This window comes from Dubosiella muris (genome assembly GCF_004793885.1).
Lineage (GTDB): Bacteria > Bacillota_I > Bacilli_A > Erysipelotrichales > Erysipelotrichaceae > Dubosiella > Dubosiella muris.
Genome location: NZ_SRYG01000015.1, coordinates 36,194 through 52,669 on the forward strand (window position 1 = coordinate 36,194; position 16,476 = coordinate 52,669).

The 16,476-nt window shown below is 52.8% G+C and carries 19 protein-coding genes and 1 other annotated feature (1 of these 20 running past the window's edge); of the genes, 1 reads left to right on the forward strand and 18 read right to left on the reverse strand.

The window, feature by feature from the left end; all coding sequences use genetic code 11:
- Window positions 1-132: a binding site (T-box leader), on the reverse strand (it extends 66 nt beyond the left edge of the window).
- A gap of 34 nt (window positions 133-166) precedes the next feature.
- The 12 genes from E5336_RS07890 to E5336_RS07945 form a co-directional block, all read right to left on the reverse strand.
- A complete protein-coding gene (locus tag E5336_RS07890; protein ID WP_168353603.1) occupies window positions 167-595 on the reverse strand; it encodes a hypothetical protein in 429 nt (142 codons plus the stop codon).
- Window positions 537-941 carry a hypothetical protein gene (locus E5336_RS07895; protein WP_135980575.1) on the reverse strand — a complete coding sequence of 135 codons (405 nt, stop codon included), beginning with the start codon at window positions 939-941 and terminating at the stop codon, window positions 537-539. Before E5336_RS07895 ends, E5336_RS07890 begins: the two co-directional genes overlap by 59 nt.
- Window positions 942-1,025: 84 nt before the next feature.
- Entirely contained in the window at window positions 1,026-1,409 is a 384-nt protein-coding gene (locus E5336_RS07900) for a prepilin-type N-terminal cleavage/methylation domain-containing protein (RefSeq protein WP_135980576.1), read from the reverse strand.
- Window positions 1,387-1,707, reverse strand: a complete 321-nt coding sequence (comGC, locus tag E5336_RS07905) for a competence type IV pilus major pilin ComGC (RefSeq protein WP_135980577.1) — start codon at window positions 1,705-1,707, stop codon at window positions 1,387-1,389. The genes E5336_RS07900 and comGC overlap by 23 nt, the downstream gene beginning before the upstream one ends.
- A gap of 9 nt (window positions 1,708-1,716) precedes the next feature.
- Window positions 1,717-2,613 carry a type II secretion system F family protein gene (locus E5336_RS07910; RefSeq protein WP_168353604.1) on the reverse strand — a complete coding sequence of 299 codons (897 nt, stop codon included), beginning with the start codon at window positions 2,611-2,613 and terminating at the stop codon, window positions 1,717-1,719.
- A 7-nt stretch (window positions 2,614-2,620) separates the two neighbouring features.
- A complete protein-coding gene (locus tag E5336_RS07915; protein WP_135980579.1) occupies window positions 2,621-3,616 on the reverse strand; it encodes an ATPase, T2SS/T4P/T4SS family in 996 nt (331 codons plus the stop codon).
- 125 nt (window positions 3,617-3,741) lie between these two features.
- Window positions 3,742-4,551: a tyrosine-protein phosphatase gene (locus tag E5336_RS07920; RefSeq protein WP_135980580.1), complete on the reverse strand. Its 810-nt coding sequence runs from the start codon at window positions 4,549-4,551 to the stop codon at window positions 3,742-3,744.
- Window positions 4,544-5,302 carry a YveK family protein gene (locus tag E5336_RS07925; RefSeq protein ID WP_135980581.1) on the reverse strand — a complete coding sequence of 253 codons (759 nt, stop codon included), beginning with the start codon at window positions 5,300-5,302 and terminating at the stop codon, window positions 4,544-4,546. Before E5336_RS07925 ends, E5336_RS07920 begins: the two co-directional genes overlap by 8 nt.
- A 155-nt stretch (window positions 5,303-5,457) precedes the next feature.
- Window positions 5,458-6,213, reverse strand: a complete 756-nt coding sequence (gene srtB, locus E5336_RS07930; protein ID WP_135980582.1) for a class B sortase — start codon at window positions 6,211-6,213, stop codon at window positions 5,458-5,460.
- Between the two features lie 23 nt (window positions 6,214-6,236).
- Window positions 6,237-7,262 (reverse strand): LCP family protein, encoded by a 1,026-nt coding sequence (locus tag E5336_RS07935; protein ID WP_135980583.1) that lies wholly within the window; start codon window positions 7,260-7,262, stop codon window positions 6,237-6,239.
- A gap of 131 nt (window positions 7,263-7,393) precedes the next feature.
- Complete coding sequence (locus tag E5336_RS07940; protein WP_135980584.1) at window positions 7,394-8,026, reverse strand: hypothetical protein; 633 nt, start codon at window positions 8,024-8,026, stop codon at window positions 7,394-7,396.
- A 312-nt stretch (window positions 8,027-8,338) separates the two neighbouring features.
- Entirely contained in the window at window positions 8,339-9,499 is a 1,161-nt protein-coding gene (locus E5336_RS07945; RefSeq protein WP_277820824.1) for a CHAP domain-containing protein, read from the reverse strand.
- Between the two features lie 529 nt (window positions 9,500-10,028).
- On the opposite strand from E5336_RS07945, the gene E5336_RS07950 reads away from it, so the two are divergent.
- A complete protein-coding gene (locus E5336_RS07950) occupies window positions 10,029-10,976 on the forward strand; it encodes an alpha/beta hydrolase (RefSeq protein ID WP_135980586.1) in 948 nt (315 codons plus the stop codon).
- Between the two features lie 41 nt (window positions 10,977-11,017).
- On the opposite strand, the gene E5336_RS07955 is transcribed toward E5336_RS07950, so the two are convergent.
- The 6 genes from E5336_RS07955 to E5336_RS07980 all read right to left on the reverse strand — a co-directional run bounded on the left by E5336_RS07955 (window position 11,018) and on the right by E5336_RS07980 (window position 16,335).
- Window positions 11,018-11,776: an HD domain-containing protein gene (locus E5336_RS07955; protein WP_168353606.1), complete on the reverse strand. Its 759-nt coding sequence runs from the start codon at window positions 11,774-11,776 to the stop codon at window positions 11,018-11,020.
- Entirely contained in the window at window positions 11,769-13,208 is a 1,440-nt protein-coding gene (locus tag E5336_RS07960; RefSeq protein ID WP_135980588.1) for a glycoside hydrolase family 32 protein, read from the reverse strand. The genes E5336_RS07955 and E5336_RS07960 overlap by 8 nt, the downstream gene beginning before the upstream one ends.
- Window positions 13,209-13,231: 23 nt before the next feature.
- Window positions 13,232-13,714 (reverse strand): dihydrofolate reductase, encoded by a 483-nt coding sequence (locus E5336_RS07965; RefSeq protein ID WP_135980589.1) that lies wholly within the window; start codon window positions 13,712-13,714, stop codon window positions 13,232-13,234.
- A 9-nt stretch (window positions 13,715-13,723) separates the two neighbouring features.
- Window positions 13,724-14,596, reverse strand: coding sequence for a thymidylate synthase (gene thyA, locus E5336_RS07970; protein ID WP_135980590.1), 873 nt, complete (start codon window positions 14,594-14,596; stop codon window positions 13,724-13,726).
- A complete protein-coding gene (locus E5336_RS07975; RefSeq protein ID WP_277820825.1) occupies window positions 14,580-15,440 on the reverse strand; it encodes a Cof-type HAD-IIB family hydrolase in 861 nt (286 codons plus the stop codon). The genes thyA and E5336_RS07975 overlap by 17 nt, the downstream gene beginning before the upstream one ends.
- 88 nt (window positions 15,441-15,528) lie before the next feature.
- On the reverse strand, window positions 15,529-16,335 hold the full coding sequence (locus E5336_RS07980; RefSeq protein ID WP_168353607.1) for a MerR family transcriptional regulator: 807 nt from the start codon (window positions 16,333-16,335) through the stop codon (window positions 15,529-15,531).
- Window positions 16,336-16,476 lie beyond the last annotated feature (141 nt).

Sequence of the window (16,476 nt, forward strand, 5' to 3'; positions counted from 1 at the left end):
ATCGCAGAGCGTACGGATAGTTTTTCTATCCACTCCCCGGCGAGTTCGGCGTTTTCTCAACGTGGCCTTCCACCGCCCGGCCACTCTCTGGACATGATGGAAACACCTACTGCTCCGGTTCTATGCGTTAGAAACAAAATAGCATTTTTTCAGGATACCGTCAAGTCTAGATTGGCGTCTGCGGCTCGATGGACACAATCGCCTGATCCGAGTAAAAGAAACGGATCACGATTGGAACGCCATCAAGCCGTTCATAGCGACATGCCACATACGTCTGCTCGTCGTCCAGCTCGACCCGGGTCCCGTCGATCCACACCTCCTTGTGCAAAACGAGAAGGTCGTCGCCATAGCCGCATTGGCGCACCACCGCGTTGTTTTCAATCATCGCCTTCACGTGTGAGAGGCAGCTTAGATCGAGCGTGGACTGGCGCATCGCCGCGTACAAGCCGGCACGCTGCACGCTGTACACCGACAAAAGCGACAGCAGCATGAGCGAAAACAAAAAGAGTACAAGCATTGTCTGGCTGGCGTAGCCGTTACGCGATTTGGAAGCGGCGCCCGTCGATTTCCACGAAAACGGCTTCCCCTTCTTCACAAAAGCGAACCGTTTCCACTTGCTCGTCCAAAATCTCATAGCCGCCCCGCTTCACGAGCCGGCTTCCATCCTGCTCGATCGTAAACCGCTCGTGGCGCACCACCAGCTCGATCCGCTCGCTTTCCACCTCGAGCGTCGTGGCCTGGGCCACAAAATGTCGCAGCTGCAAAATCATGAATTCGCGCTGGGTGTCGACCGGCTCGGCGACAAGCTTTTGCGCCACCCGCAAATACGCCGTCCCCACTTGCAGGCAGACGCTCACAACCAGCAGCGCCAACAGCGCCTCCATCATCGTAAAACCATTGCGTGTCGATGGCTTCGATGCCGATTTGACTCGCTTTTTCATAAACCCGCATACCCTGGTTGAGCAAAGCGCACAAGATGGACAAAATGAGCAGCGCCAGCAGCGCGTCCTGAAGCAGCACCCCATTCATTCGATCCGAACGCGTCCCATTCCCAGCTGGAACACGATGCGCCGCTCGCTTCGCGAACCAAGGCATGTCGTCGAACCCCCTTTCGAAATATTGCCGTTGCCGTTGTAGGAAAACGCCAGCGGTGTGCACGCCATTTTTTCCGGAAAATCGTAGCGCGTGTCGCCAAATCGCGCGCTGTCCACGCCAATCTCGACCGTGATCGTTTCCTTGCTGGCGTAGGCATGCATCTGGGCCTGCAAACAAAGCGCCTTGATTTGCCGGGCCGCCAGCTCTGTCGCGTCGTAGCGCGGCAAGGCGATGGTCGAAAGCAGCCCCACAAGTAGCAGCACCATGAGCGTTTCCGTCATCGTGAACGCGTTATTGGGCGACGGCTTCGCCATGGACGATGGTCACCGCCGATCCATTCGGACACGCGTTTTGCCCTTCCTTCAAATAGCCCTGGCTGATCAGCTCCTCGATAGAGCCGGGCGTGCGTTCCTGGTCGATTTCGTAAAGCAGAATGGCCGAGTTGACGACCTCGACAAGCGCGCCGCACCCTTTGGCGCGGATGATCTTTTCCTTTTGCTGCAAATTGGGCAGCGTCAAAAGCAGAATGATCGCGATAATTAGCATGACCACGAGCATTTCAAGCAAAGTGAATCCGTTTTTCGGATTCGTTGGTTTCGTTTGTGTTTTCATCGTTTCACCTCAAATCGTATACAACACATTCAGCGGCGAGAGCAGGATTTCGTACGCCACAAAGACGAGAATCCCGACACAGCTGTACGAAAGCAGCTGAAGCAGGCGCACCCCGTCGTCTTCGAGCTTTTTCATCCGCTTCTCGCTTCGCCGCAAATACAAGCCCAGCATCGCCTCCATATCCATGCTTTCCATGCCAAGCTCGACAAACGTCAGCAAATCCGGATCGAGCGCGTCCATCGCCTCCAGCAGCGTCTGGCCGCTTTCCAGCCGGTCGACGATTTGGCGGGCGTAGTACGCGATCCGGCTGTCGTTTTCCAGCCGGGCCAACACGTAAAACGCGTCTTTGGTGGACAGGCGCGCCTTCATTAGCGGTCTAAGCAACGTGGCCATTTGCAGCGAAACCCATTTTTTCATCCAGGATCGCGTGCGAAGACGGCGTTCGATCCATTCTTGCGCCGGCAGCAAAAACACGTAGCCAAGAAACGCGAAGAAGCCTGCCAGCCCCGCCAGCAAGACGTTCATAAAAAATTTCAGCAAGGAAAGCGCCGTCCCGAAATCTTGGGCGTAGGCGGCCATTTGGGGATAAATCAGTTGAGAAAAAAAGTAAATCATCGCGAAGGAAAATAAAAAGACGAAAATCGAATAGGCGCATCGCCGTCCAAAAGAGCGAAACGCTTTTTGGGCGTGGCCGTCGTACTCGAGCGCGACGCGATGGGCGTTTGCGAGCGACAAGGAAGGCGCCAGCAAACGTAAAATGGAAAAATACGGTTCGTCGCCCTGGCATAAAATCTCGAGCAGGTCTTCCCCGCGATCGAGGCGTTCGAGCAGCGCGTCGGCCGCCCGAAACGAAAGACGGACGCGTTTTTTGATCGGCGTTCCGTGCGCTCCCAAGGTGACGAACATATCGATCTCATCTTTGGAGATCGAATAAGTCGACGCGCGCCTGCTCGTCCTCGATCGAATGGCGGGCAAGGGCTCGTTCAATTTTTTGAGCCAGCGTCGCGTGGTTTGGCGAATACGCCTTTGTTTGGATGATGTGGAATATTTCTTTCCGCTCGGCAATTTCATATACACACTCCTTTGAGCCGTCGGGTTTTTTATACAGCCGGGAAGCGAACATGCCGCTCAAAATGCCGGCCAGTTCAAATGGCTCGACCCCGAAATCGAGCAGGCGGATCACGGCTTCCCGAATCGTGCCCGCGTGCAGCGTGGACACGACCATGTGTCCGCTCAGCGCGGCGTTCACGAGTTTTTTCGCGCAGTACGCGTTGCGAATCTCGCCAATATACAAGATGTCGGGATCGTGGCGCATGAGCTCTTCGATACCTTTTTCGTAGCCGAAGCCTTCTTGTTCGTTGATTTGAAGCTGGAGATACAGCGGGTCCGCGATTTCGACTGGATCTTCCAGTGAGACGATCTTTTGGCGGTTCGCGCGGGCGATTTCATGGAGAATGGCGTGGATGGTGGTCGTTTTTCCGGAATTGGTTGGCCCGCATGCCAAATACAACCCTTGTCGAAGACGGCATAAGGAGCGCATGAACGCGATGGCTTGCGGATCGGATGTTAATTGTTCGATTTTCAAATCGACCTGGCAGGATAGCAGTCGAAGGACGGCGGTTTCTTTGTCCTGATTGTGAATGACGGATAGGCGGCAGTGAATTGGTTCGCCGCGAACTTCGATGGAAAAAGACCCGGACTGGGGCGCTTTGGGCGCGGCGAGGTCGAAATCGGCGATGTATTTCAAATACGACAAAACGGCCGGACCCCAACGATCCTGACGGATTTCAAGCATTCCGTCGATCGTGCGCAGTTTCATGGAAAAATCATCACGGGTTTTTAAAAAGTGAATGTCGCTTGCGTGATGGTCAAGCGCGAAAACGAGCAGCTGCTCAATGGATTCCTTCATTTTCCCCCTTTCTAAGATTCCCGTTCTCCACCAGGGGGGTGGAGGATTTCATTATACGGGAGCGAGGGACAAAATGTCCACAAAAAAAGATGCCGTTTTTTTTCTTTCGACATCTTTATACACAATTAACGCCGCAGCCAGGTCCGGCTTTTTTTGAAAAAAGACGTTTGCGGCTCCACTTTTTGATCCGGATCCAAATCGTGCACTTTCCGGTTCAGCAAAATGCGCAGCGGGTTGTTGTAGAACAACTCCGTCGCCCACGCCTCGCCAACCCGCTCCACGACGGTTTCGTGGATATCGGACAAAATCGCCACCCGGTGGCCGCTGGCCCGATGGGTGTCGGTGCACACCAGATGCGCGTATCCGTTTTCGAGCAATGTCCACGCGTTGTTTTGAATGGTCGATCCATGCAGTCCTTGCAGCGAGGTCCGGTTGATCTGGAAGACATAGCCTTTATTTTTCCAGTCTTCGATAATGTCCATGTCCAGCCCTTCGTGGAAGTAGCGTTCGACGTGCGCGATGACCGGGATCATGCCGCGCACTTCAATTTCATACAAGTAATCGTTGTACGCGCTAATCGTGTGGATATCGCGCTGGACATCGAATTCGCACAACAAATAGCACGAGTTGTTCAGAGTTTGGTACCAGCCCTCGTCAAGCAGGCGGATGAACGACTCGTTCATGAACATTTCCCCGCCCGAATAAATTTTGATGCCGTACGAGTCCGCCAGAGCGGCGAGCTGTTTTTGACGGGCGAAAATGGCTTCGACAAGCGAATCGTCAAGCTGTCCGCCGACAAAGTGCGGCGTGGAGCAAATGGCGACCAGCCCGTCCTGGGCGGCCGCGCGAAGCGACGCGTTGGCGTCGTCCCGATCCGGCATGCCGTCGTCAATGCCCCAGGCGACATGCGAGTGCATGTCGATAAAGCTAGGCATCGAGATCCGGAAGCTGGCAAAGTACCGGAATGCCTAAGTACTTCTCCGCTTCCTCTTTGTTTTTGAGGCGCTTGTCCATCACGACCTGGAGAACGACGTACAAGCATCCCAATCCAAATCCCAATACGGCGCCGATGAGCGCGTTGCGCTTCACATGCGGTCCGACCGGCACGAAGGAGAGCTTCGGCTGGTCGACGATTTCAATGTTTCGAACATTGAGCGTGTCCTTCATCAGCTCGATGAACGTGTTCACGGTCGAAGACACGATGTTTTTCGACAATCTGGCGTCCTCGGTCACCGCGGTGATCGTGACAAGCGTCGTGTTGGCCGTGTTCGTGACGCTTAGCGCGTCGGCCGCCTCCTGCGAGGAGCCAAGTCCTGTGTCTTTGGCTACCCGCGACATGATATTGTTTTGCTTGATCAGCGTCATTACGTTGTTGATGAGCTTTTCATTGGAGTTCATCGAGTTGACATCGACGTATCCGGCATCGGAAACCATTGGTGTCAAAAAGATGGAAGCCGAAGAAGAATACGTCTTGGGAATGAGCAGTTTTGTGCCGACTCCTCCAAGCACACCGCATAAAACCGTCAAAACGACGAGCAGCATCGCGTGCTTGCGAAGCATCGTCCACAACTCATGCAAGTCGATCGTGATCTCATCCGAATCTTCCACGGGTTCCTGATATACCGGCTGGGCTGCCATCATGCTGGCCCGTCTTAACGAAGTGTTTTTCTTATATCTGTTTGGCATAGATTCCTTCCCTTCTCTTTTCTGTGCGCATAAATCCCTTCCAGATCCACAAACTTAATATTTTCAACGTATCGCACTTTATTCTACCATCATACTTCGGCGAAATAAAGACTGAAAGTTAAAAAAGCTCGATGAAAACCGAGCTTTTCTTTGGCCTAGCGCGCGACTTCCTCCACTTCGATCGCGTTGACAAGCCAGCGTTGATCCGACCCCACGCCAACACACGTCGAAAGCGTGAGCACCTTGTCGTCTTGTGCGATATTCAAATCCCGGTTTGTGATCGCCCCCGGCGTGCTACGCAGCTCGTCGACATAGTTTTGGAAATCGGTCGGATCGTTGAACTGGTAGTTTCCCAAAATGTAGCGGTCATCGAAGGTCACGCAAGAGAAGATTTGGTATTGGATCGTTTTGGAAGGCGTGTATACGTAAATGTACGGGTTTTCCTGCAAGAACGCCTCGTCTTTGTATTTTTGCAAGTCAGAGAACATCGCGTCGTACGACTGATCGTCCGAGAACACGGTATGGCCGTACATAACAGTCACTGGATCGCTAAAATCTTTCGCGTTGTACTTTTCAGTGTAAATCGAACCCGTCTCGTTCGTTTCGCCGCGCAACGTCGTCGTCAAGTATTTCGCGTCGTCCTCGCTTTGCATGATGGGGTAATCGACGGATGTGTTTGGAATGTAAATCCAGCCAATCACGTCCGGATTGATTTCATCCAGCTCGGCGAAGTCGATTGTTTTCGCCATTGGATCGTCGGCGTCGGCCACCACGCTTTTTTGCACTTCCGAATATTCTTCCTGGGCTTTTCCAACTTCTTTTTCTTTCGAGCTCGAGCAGCCGGACAGCACCAGCGCGAACGCCATGAGTCCCAAAGTCAAAAACCGCAGCCTTTTTTTCATTCTCATCATTTTCTACCTCTCGTTTCCTTTTCTTACTGTTCTTCCTCTTCCGGAGTCACTTCTGTATAATACGTGTCCATGATCCATTTTTGCAACCCGTCTTCGTCCACGCGAAACACCGTGCGGCCGCCATGGTAGTTTTCATCGAAAACGGCTTCGCCTGGAATTTGCGTCAGCTGTTCCGGATTGAAATGCATGTTCAGCATTTCGGTTCCCAAATATGTCACGTCTTCGAGCGTCAAATTCGTGTACATGTAGGGCTGAAGCGCGTTGTATAAACCAAGCGGTAGGCCCAAGTCTTTTTTGACCGCCTGCACCGCCTGGGAATAAAACGCGTTGATGTATTGCTTTTGGCGGTTCAGCCGCCCCATGGCGCTGCCGATTTGGTTGACGTCCCGAATCTGAATGTATTTGCGGGCGTCGTCGCCCATCAAGTGCACCAGCTCCCCTTCGGTAAAATACACCGTTCCCGACGATGTTTGCACCGTTTCCAGCGCCGTCACGTCCACACCGCCAATCGTATCGTTCAAAATCGGAATCGCGTCGAGGTTGATCGTGCAGTACCGCTGTATTGGCAGGTTGCGCATCAAGTTGGATACCGTTTTCGCCATCAGCTCGTTGCTTTCTCTGGCGTCCTTGCCATAGCCGTACTGCAAGGTGAGCTTGTCCTGCGTCGTCTGCACGAAATTGCCTTCCACGTCGGTTTGCCGGATCTCGACCATCGTGTCCCGCGGAATCGCCGTCATGTAGAGGTTGTTGTTGGTCGTATCCAGACTTACCAAAATGATCGTGTCCGCCAACCCTTGAATACCTTGCACCTCGTCTTCGATATTTCCCTTTTTATCAATCCCCAGCAGTAAAATGTTGATCATGTCGTCATTGTATTTGTATTCTTTCCCTTGATAGTTGACATAATAGCCTTCCCGATTCGTCTGGTTCTCGCTGCGGATGCTCTCGCTTCCTTTCGAACGCAAGTACCACAATCCGCCCACGACCGCCAGATTGAGAAGAACCAAAACAGCCAGGATCCCGATTATGATTTTTTTCACACGAACCATGTGCTTCCCCTCCTTTTATCAGTGAAAAGGCCGGAGAACAGCAAGCACGCTGCCCTCCGGCCTTCTTCATGCCTAGACATTCACACAAGTACACATTTAATACTTAAGCTTTTGTGATCTAAATTTAAATCTTAGAATCCCGTGTTAGGAGATTTTTTAACTGTTTTTGTCGAAGTCTTTGTTGTTGTGCCAGCAGCTGGTGCTTCGTAGTCAACTTTTACAACTTCGCCATTGCTCATCACTTTCGCGATAACAACAGGAGAAAGACCATTGAGTTCAACAACGACTTCGCCTTTCGAGTTTACATAAGAAGCGATGACTTCCCATTCACCGTTTGCCATTTTGTGCATTACAAATACTGGCTCGCCGGCTTTGAATTCAGTTCCTGCCATGTTGAAGGCGATTTCAACTTTTTCTTTCAAAGTTACATCTTTTCCGTCAACCTGCGCGTCGTATTCAGCACCTGCTACAACGACCGTTGCACCTGCTGGGGCTTTGTAACCTGCGTCTGCAAGGATACCAAGAACTTTTTCGTTCGTGTCAACTTCTTTCAAAGTTGCTTCATCCAGGTTTTCTTTTACGATTTCAACATCTTTTCCGTCTACTTTCGCATCTGTCGAAGCGCTTGGCGCTTTGTCAGCTGGATAAGTCAACGTTGGCGATTTGTCTACATCACCTGCAGTCGAGCTGTTGTCTGCTGCGAATACTGGAGCGGCGCTGAACAGCATCGTGGCTGCCAAGCAAGCGCCTGCTAATTTTTTCATGTTCATGTTCTTCATCTACCTTTCTAAAATTCAAATGTACTGTGTGACTGCGGGAAGAATCATTGTCCTTTCCCACTTTGACAAGATCCTCTCGTCAATACATCCACTATACTCGGTTGGCAAAAAAATAGCAACGCATCCATTAACAAAAATTGCGGTTTTTTCACTTTTTTATATCATATATACTTACATTTTTTGTATTTTTTAATTCCTTGTTTTTATTCGTTTTTAAAAATGAAAAAAATTTATTGTTTGAAATCATATCCATTGGTTTCTCTAACAAAAAAGCCGACCCGCAGGTCGACTGTTCGCTTACTCCATCATCGGTGTGCGGCGCGGCGGATATTTTTTCCGTACCGCGCGTTTCAGCGTGATTTTCTTCTTTTCATTTTCCGGTTTGGTCTTCACCAGTTTGGTTTGGGTCTCGCTTTGGCTTTCCTCGAGGTCGCACACGCCCTTTTTCGGAATGGCGAATACGATATCCGGATACGCGGCTCTGAAATCGCTCCAGCGCACTTTGTGGACCCAGATGTTGCCGCCACGTCCATTGAACATGACATTTCCTTCCGAGATCCAAACGTATTCTCCATCAAACGCTTCGACAAAGCCAACATGGCCATACTGTGGCATGAGGGTGTTGCGCTCCATGCTGAATGTGGCGCCCGCCGCCGGCGTGCTGCTCAATTCAAACTTGTCGCCATGCGCCGCGACGATCTCGAACGCGTTCGTCTTTCCGTTGCCGCGCGCGCCCGAATCAAAACCGTACACCTGGTAAAAACGCGCCCATGCGAACCACGTGCACTGCCCGACCATGAACGGGTTTCCATTGCCTAAAAAGCTTGTCAAATTCGCTGTTTTAAAATCATCCAGCTTCATCGCCTTTTTCAAATTGCCCGCGTAGCCTTTATCCGCGAACGACGTCGTCAAACTTTCCGTCTTTTTCTCCTCGTACGCGATCGTTGGCTTCACCATCTCGACAACCGGCCGCTCTGTTTTTGGCGCCTCCGCTTTCGGTTCCTCCTTCACCACCGGTTCCGACGGCTTGATCGTATCCAGCGCCGGTTTGTCCGGGGTCTGCGCCGGTTTGGATTGGTCCGGCTTGGACTCCTCCGGCGTTTCCGGCTCGTCCGGTTCCGGATCGGGTGTCGGTTCTGCTGGCTCGTCCGGTGCGGGTTGCTCCGGGTTTGGCGTCGGATCGACTGGATCCGCAGGGGGTTCCTCCGGTTCGGATGGAGGCGTAGCCGGTCCCGTCCCCTCCGTGGCTGGCGGAATCTCCGGCGGCATCGAATCCGCCGGCTCAACGACGATTTCGTTTTCCGGCGTCTGCCCGTTCGGATCGTTCGACTGCGTCACAACCGGGGGCGTTTCATCGCCCTCCAAAGTATGTGCGAACGCCGTCGTGCTCGGAATGACCATAGCGGTTACTTGACATGAAAGAAGGATTGTCGCGAAACGTTTCCGATTCTTATTCATAATCAATTCACTCTACTTTCTAAAAAATATTTTTAAATCCCTTTCATTATATACGATTTAAAGGAAATTCCCAATATGTCAGGAAAAAAAAGTATCGTTTTTTTCAAGCAATTTACGCAATCCGCGTGAGAAGAAAGTTCTGAAACAGAAAAAATTCCTTCCATTTTCTTTCTTTTCTTCCAGCGATCTTCATGAAAATCTTAAACAATTTATTTTCGATTTTTCTTTCTTTTTTCACATATTTGTACTCATTTTGTAAACATAAATCAATTTGTTCACCATATTTGTACATATGTTGAGTACATGTAGAAAGTCAAAAAAAGTGTTTCAAAGGTCTTGATTTTAAAGATTTGGGTGATATATTGAAGGTGTAAAAAGTCAATGGAGGAAAGAAAGATGAACAACAATAGCAATTACGTTTACGTGTTGGTTGGTAAACCTCCTCTTCGTTAAGGATACCGAACCACCGATTTCATACACCAGAAGCTCAGCGCTTCTTTTTTTTATTCCCGCGGATTACAATGGAAGCATGAAAAACAAAACAAAAAAACGAATCCTGCTCGCCTCGCTTGGCGCCCTCGCCGCGGGATGCGCCGTCCTCAATGAAAAAGTGTACCGGTTCATCTTCGAACGCGACGCCAAGCCGCTATCGTTCAAAGACGAGCAAATGCCCAATCCCTACTTCAAACGCATCGAGCAGTTCAAAAAACAAAAACTCGAAGCGCTCGAAGATCTCGACCAGCAGCCGCTCCACCGTTGCAGCGCGAGCGGCCGGCACCTGCATGCCACGCTGTTCCCGGCCTCCGTTCCAAGCAAGCGCTATGTCCTTTGCGCCCACGGCTACCGGACCGACGGCTTCCACGAGTTTTGCGCCTTCGTACCGTTTTATTTGGAACAAGGCTTCAATGTGATCCTGCTCGACCACCAGGCCCATGGCGCCAGCGACGGCCACACCATCACATTCGGTCTGGAGGAAACCGAAGACACCCTGGACTGGATCCATTGGATCGTCGAGCACTTTGGCGACGAGTGCGCCATCGTCCTGCACGGCATGTCCATGGGCGCCGCAATCGTCATGTCCCTGGCCGCGACCGCGCCGGACAATGTCAAATTCATCGTGGAGGACTGCGGCTACGCCAGCGCGAAAACCGAGTTCGAACATACGTTAGGCATGGCGCATTTATCCAAAGCGCTCTATCCTTGGATCGCCGCCCTGTTCTTCACGCACGAGCACGCCAGCCTGTCCACGATTCAGCCAATCGAGGAAGTGGCGCACGCCAAAGTGCCCATGCTTTTTATCCACGGCATGAAAGACACGCTCGTTCCATTCTCGATGGCCGAGCGCCTCTACGCCGCCTGTCCGCAGCCCAAAGACCAGCTGTTCGTTCCCCAGGCCGATCACGCCCAGTCGTACTATCTCGACCCGAAAAACTACGAACGAAAAATCAAGCAATTCATCCAAAAATATATGAGTTAAAAAAAGACGTTTTCGCGTCTTTTTGCTTTTACTTTCTTTTTTTAAACGTTTTCTTGCAGCCGCTCGTCAATATAGCGCTCCACTTCCGCCAAAATCCGGTCGATTTGCTCCTGCGCCCTCGTGAACGCCACGCCATCAAACGGCTGGCGGTAGTATCCTTGTTTTTTTGCGATCCGGATCGTTTCCGAAAAATTCATATCGAAGAAAAAGCCCAAAAACGTCATCCACACGTCCAGTCCGGTCTTGCGCTTTTCCTTTTCCACGCACCGGTGCTCGAAAAGCATCCGCTCGATTTCAGCCGACACCACCTCGTCTTGCACCGAGGAAAGCGTCGTCGACGTCGCGCTCGTCAAATCTTTCGAAGCGAACACCCGGAAGATGTCGCACTTGTCCGCGTCCCGAATCATGCGCGCCAGCAACAGGGTCTTCTCGTCCAGCATGGGCAGCTCGTACTTGTTGTGGAGGGCGATCGCCGTCAGGATCCGCTCCTTCTCCTCGTCGCCAAAGCCATCCAGCAACCCTTCCTCTTTGAGGATTTGCACGCCCAGATCGGCATGGTCCACGCTTTGATAGTCGACAAACGTGCCATACCGGCGCAGCTGCTCGAACCGGCCAATGTCGTGAAAGAGTGCGGTCACATACGCGATATCTCTCTCCCGTTCGCTAAGTCCAAGCGATTGGGCCAGCTCGTCCATCAACGCGCACACTTTCATCGTGTGCACGACTTTCAACCGGACCTTGTCGTCTGTCAAATCATAGCGGCCGACATATTCCTGAAACTCCGCCAGCTCGCTACGCATTTTCCATCTCAATCGAGTCAAGCGCATACATCGTCACGGTTCCCTCGCCTTGCGCCTCGATGCGCACGCTTGGCTCTCCTGTTGAATAAACCCGCGAAGAGAACACCGTCCAGCCGTCGTTCACGAAAATTTCCAGCGAGGACGTGTCTTTGAACAGGCGGATATTTTTCACCGCGTCGATCTCGATGCCGCGCTCGTCGCGTCCATAGCCGCCTTCGTTCATCATCAGCCGCAGCACGCTGCCGTCGTAGGCCAACGTCGCCTCGTCGTCCACCGTGATTGAAAACGGCGCGCTTTGCGCAAACGTCACGATCATTTCGTAGCTTTTTCCAAAGCCCGGATCCGCGAAATCCGCGATTGAGGACTCGTATTTCTCCTGGCGAAGCTGCTCGATTTCCACGATTGGCGTTTGGTACAAATGTCCGTCTTTGGCGCGCAGCTCTCTTGGTAGCGTCAGCGCGTGCTGCCATCCACGCTCGATGGTCGGTGCGTTCGTGTACGGCGCGTCCCCCATACCCATCCAGCCAAACTGAATGCGGCGTCCTTGCTCGTCCAAAAAGCTTTGTGGCGCGTAGTAGTCAAAGCCCCGGTCGAGCTCCTGGAACAGCGAAAACGCGTATTCCTTCGTGTCGAAATCGTAGTCCAGCCGGCAATAGCCCGTCTGGTACACGTTGCGGTTGTCCCAGCCTTTGGCTTCCAAACCTTGCGGCGAGAACACGAGAAACAGCTCGCCGTCCAGCTCGAACAAATCCGGACACTCCCACATATAGCCAAAGTCCGGCATCGTCAGCCGGTCAAACAACGTCCAGTCTTTCAAATCGGTGGAACGATACATCAGCAGCAGCCCGTGGCTGTCGACGTCCCGGGCCCCCAGCACCATGTAGTACGCGCCATCCTTTTTGAAAATCTTCGGATCGCGTACGTGGGTCGACATGTCCGCCGGATAGTCGCTGTTCGTCATGACCAGCTCCTTTTCGGTGTGCGAAAAACCGTCTTTGCTCGTCATATGGATCGTGTTTTGTTCCCGGCCGTTGTTGCAGTAGTCATAGTCGTCCCGGTCGAACAGCTTCACGTTGCCCGTGTAAAAGAAGTGGATCATACCATCTTCCACAAACGCGGATCCGCTGTACACCCCGCGCTCGTCATAGCGCCAGTCCGCGTACAAAAACGGCTCGTGGTCCTTGAAATGAACGAAATCCTTCGTCGTGTAGTGACCCCACAGCTTCGTGCCGCCCAGCGGTTCGAATGGCGAGTACTGGTAGTAAATGTGGTACACGCCATCCACCTGGCACAGCCCGTTGGGATCGTTGAGCCAGCCCACCGGCGGCTGCAAGTGAAAGCGCAGCCGGTTCGGATCGCTTTTTACGATTTCCCGTTTCGCCTTTTCCTGCTCCATCCGTTGTTCGTACATTTCCTTTGTCATGTTTCCCATCGTATTTCCCTCCCTTTTTTTTCTTATTTTTTGCGGATATACCGCACGTGGCGCGTCGCCAGACCGCCATCCACACCTTCGTCAATCGGCTCGACCACAAAATCATCCAGGTCGAACGCCGGAAAAAACACTTCCGCCTGCGGATCGGCCGCCTCGACGTGCGTCAGGACGAGCTCGTCGCAATACGGCAGCAGCTCTCCATACAGCATGCCGCCCCCGATCACGTACACCGTCTGGTCGTGGTGCTTGTAGGCGTCGAAAAACGCGTCCAGGCTTTCGAACACCTCGACATCCTCGCTGGCGGGCATCGTCGACGAAATGACGATATGGTGGCGGCCCGGCAGCTTTTTGGGCAGCGACTCGAACGTTTTTCGCCCCATGACGATCGCGTGTCCCTGCGTCTGCTGGCGGAAAAACTTCAAATCCGCCGGCAAATGCCAAATCATCGCGTTACCTTTTCCAAGCTCCCGGTTTTGCCCGATCGCCGCGATCTCGATCAATTTCATCGGATCACCTCACTGTGTCAGGGCAAACGAGATCTTGCCCATATGCTCGTAGCCTTCCAGCTTGACATCCGCGCATTTCGCGCTCGAATCGAAATCGTAAAAGTCCGTTACGTCCGGATTGAGCCACAGTTTTGGCGCCGGCAGCGAGCCTTTCGCCTCGTAGCGGGCGATTTGCTCGCGAACGCCGTCCACCTGGTTGACGTAGATGTGGGCGTCCTTGATCGACCACGACAGCGTTCCGGGCTTGTAGCCGGTCACTTGCGCGATCATGCACAGCAGCACCGCGTACTGCGTCACGTTGAACGGCAGGCCGAGCGGCACGTCACAGCTGCGCTGGTGGACGAGCACGTTGATCTTGCCGTCCGTCACGTCCCATTCCGAGCTCCAAACACAACTTGGCAACACGGCCGTATCCAGCTCGGCATCCTGCCAAAGCGACACGACGCGTCGCCGGTCCTCAGGGTCGTTTTTGAGCGAGTCGATCAGCTTGTCGATGAGCTTGTACTTGCGCACGATGTAGCCGTACGCCGTGCCGATCGTGCCCGCCATGGACGGGTCGAAATGCTTGAGCACCGCGCCCGTGTTTTCGTCGCGCCAGTCTCCGTTGGCGTCGATCATCCACTTGTCCCAGATGTGCACGTTGCGCTCTTGCAGCCACGTCACCTCGTTGGATTGCGCCTGGTAGATCCAAAGCATTTCGAGCACGGCCTGCCGTATGAACAGCTGCTTGGTCGTCAGGATCGGAAACTCCTCGCCTACGTCCAGCGTGAAGTGGAACGTCGGGATCTTAATCGTGTTGACGCCGGTCCGGTTGGCGACTTCGCGCCCCTCGCTTAAAATCGTCTGGCACAAGCCGATGTACACGTCATCCCATTTTGACATTCGCGTCACGCTCCAATCGGTCCGGATTGGCCGGTAAAATGCAGTCGTTGACAAAGTGCGCCAGGGCGTCCTGCTCGTTGGTGTACTCGGATACGACGTCGGCCACCGCCTTGATGTCGTCGCTGGCGTTTTGCATCGCCACCCCGCAGCCGACATACTCGATCATTTCCTTATCGTTGCTCGCGTCACCGAACGCCACGACGTGGTCCGGCGTGATGCCGAAATGCTCGCAAATCTTCTGAATGCCAAAGCCTTTGTTGATGGCAGGATCGACATACTCGTACAAGTTGTTCGCGGTCGCAAAGCTCGTGTACTTCGGATTCGAGAACGTCGCGGCCCGCGCCTTCACCGCGTCCATGTACGATGGATCCATGTACAAAATGAGCTTGTTCACTTTCCGTCCTTTGACGAATTCTTTCAAATCGACGAGGATCTCGTTTTCTCCGAACAGTTTGGCGTGCGCCCTTGTTTCCTCGGTCGACTTGTTCACGTAGCGGTCGTTGCCGACCATGACCTGGAAAATCACGTCCATGTCCTTGAAGTGGTCCATGATTTCCAAAATGAGCTCGCCATCCATGAGATGGAACTGCTCCTTTTGTCCGGTGCGCATATCGTAAATGACGCCCCCGTTCATCCCGATCAAAAACGAGATGTCCGATTCAAGCCCCCAGTCCTTGACGAGGATCTGCCCCGACTCGACGGGTCGTCCGGACGCGATGCCGAACAGGATCCCGTGGTTTTTGAGCTGCTTCATCGCCGCTCTTGTCGCCGGCGTGACTTGTTTTTTATTGTTCAACAAGGTGCCATCGAGATCGGTGGCGACCAATGTGATTGTTTTATCCATTTTATCCATTCCTCCTGTTTTTTTATTATACCCGACGCCCCCTAAAAAAAGGAACCGATTTTTCAATCCGTTCCTTTGTTTCGTTTTCCTATTCGCCTTTTTTTCGAGCCGGGAAATAAATGTCCGTCTCCCACTGATCCAACGGATAGCGGTTCACGCCGCACTTCGTGTACAGCTCGTAGGGCGCGCCCGCCTGCTCGTATCCGTTTTCCTCCATCCATTTCACGATGGCGGCGTACGCTTCCGGCAAGCCGGAATACGGCCCTTTGTGCGTCGTGTGGATCATCGTGCCGCCTTCGATCGTGTCGTTGGCCAGAGCCGGATCGACTTCGACAAACACTTCGATGTCGCTGGCCCCTTCGTCGAACTCCTGGTCGAAATAGCGGGATCCAGTCAAGCCAAAGTCCTTGACGCCGTTTTGGTACAGCTTCTCGAAGATTTCGGAATAGGCGGTTCCAAAGTCGCCGATCCCCATTGTTTTGCGAAGCCCGTATACTGGAAGCGGTTTTTGCTCCAGCTCGTCGATTGTGTAGTTTTCAAATGTGTTTTGTGGCATTTCCTCTTTCCTTTCCAGACGCTCGATCAAAATGTGAAGATCGCGCAAAGCCATTTCCAGCTCCCGCTTTTGCACGAGGAGCGCGGCTTGTTTGACGAGCAACGTGTCTACGTTTTCCTTGGCGGGACGATCGAGCATCGTTTTGATTTCGTCCAGCGTGAAGCCGAAGCGCTTGTAGCGCTGTATCGCGATCATCGTGTCCAGCTGATCGGGCTCGTAGTAGCGATACCCTGTGTTTTCGTCGATGTACACAGGCTTCAGCAAGCCGAGCTGGTCGTATAGCCGCAACGTCTTCACGCTGACGTGGCATGTCTTTGAAAATTTTCCAATGGAAATCATAAGGCACCTCTTTCGCTTAAGCATCCTCATTGTAGTCCCTCCCCCAACAGGAGAGTCAACAAAAAAAGAGAAACCGCGAAACAACGATTTCTCATCCAACTGGCTATCCGTCAAGAAGCTGTCGAAAGGCTTCCTGCACCT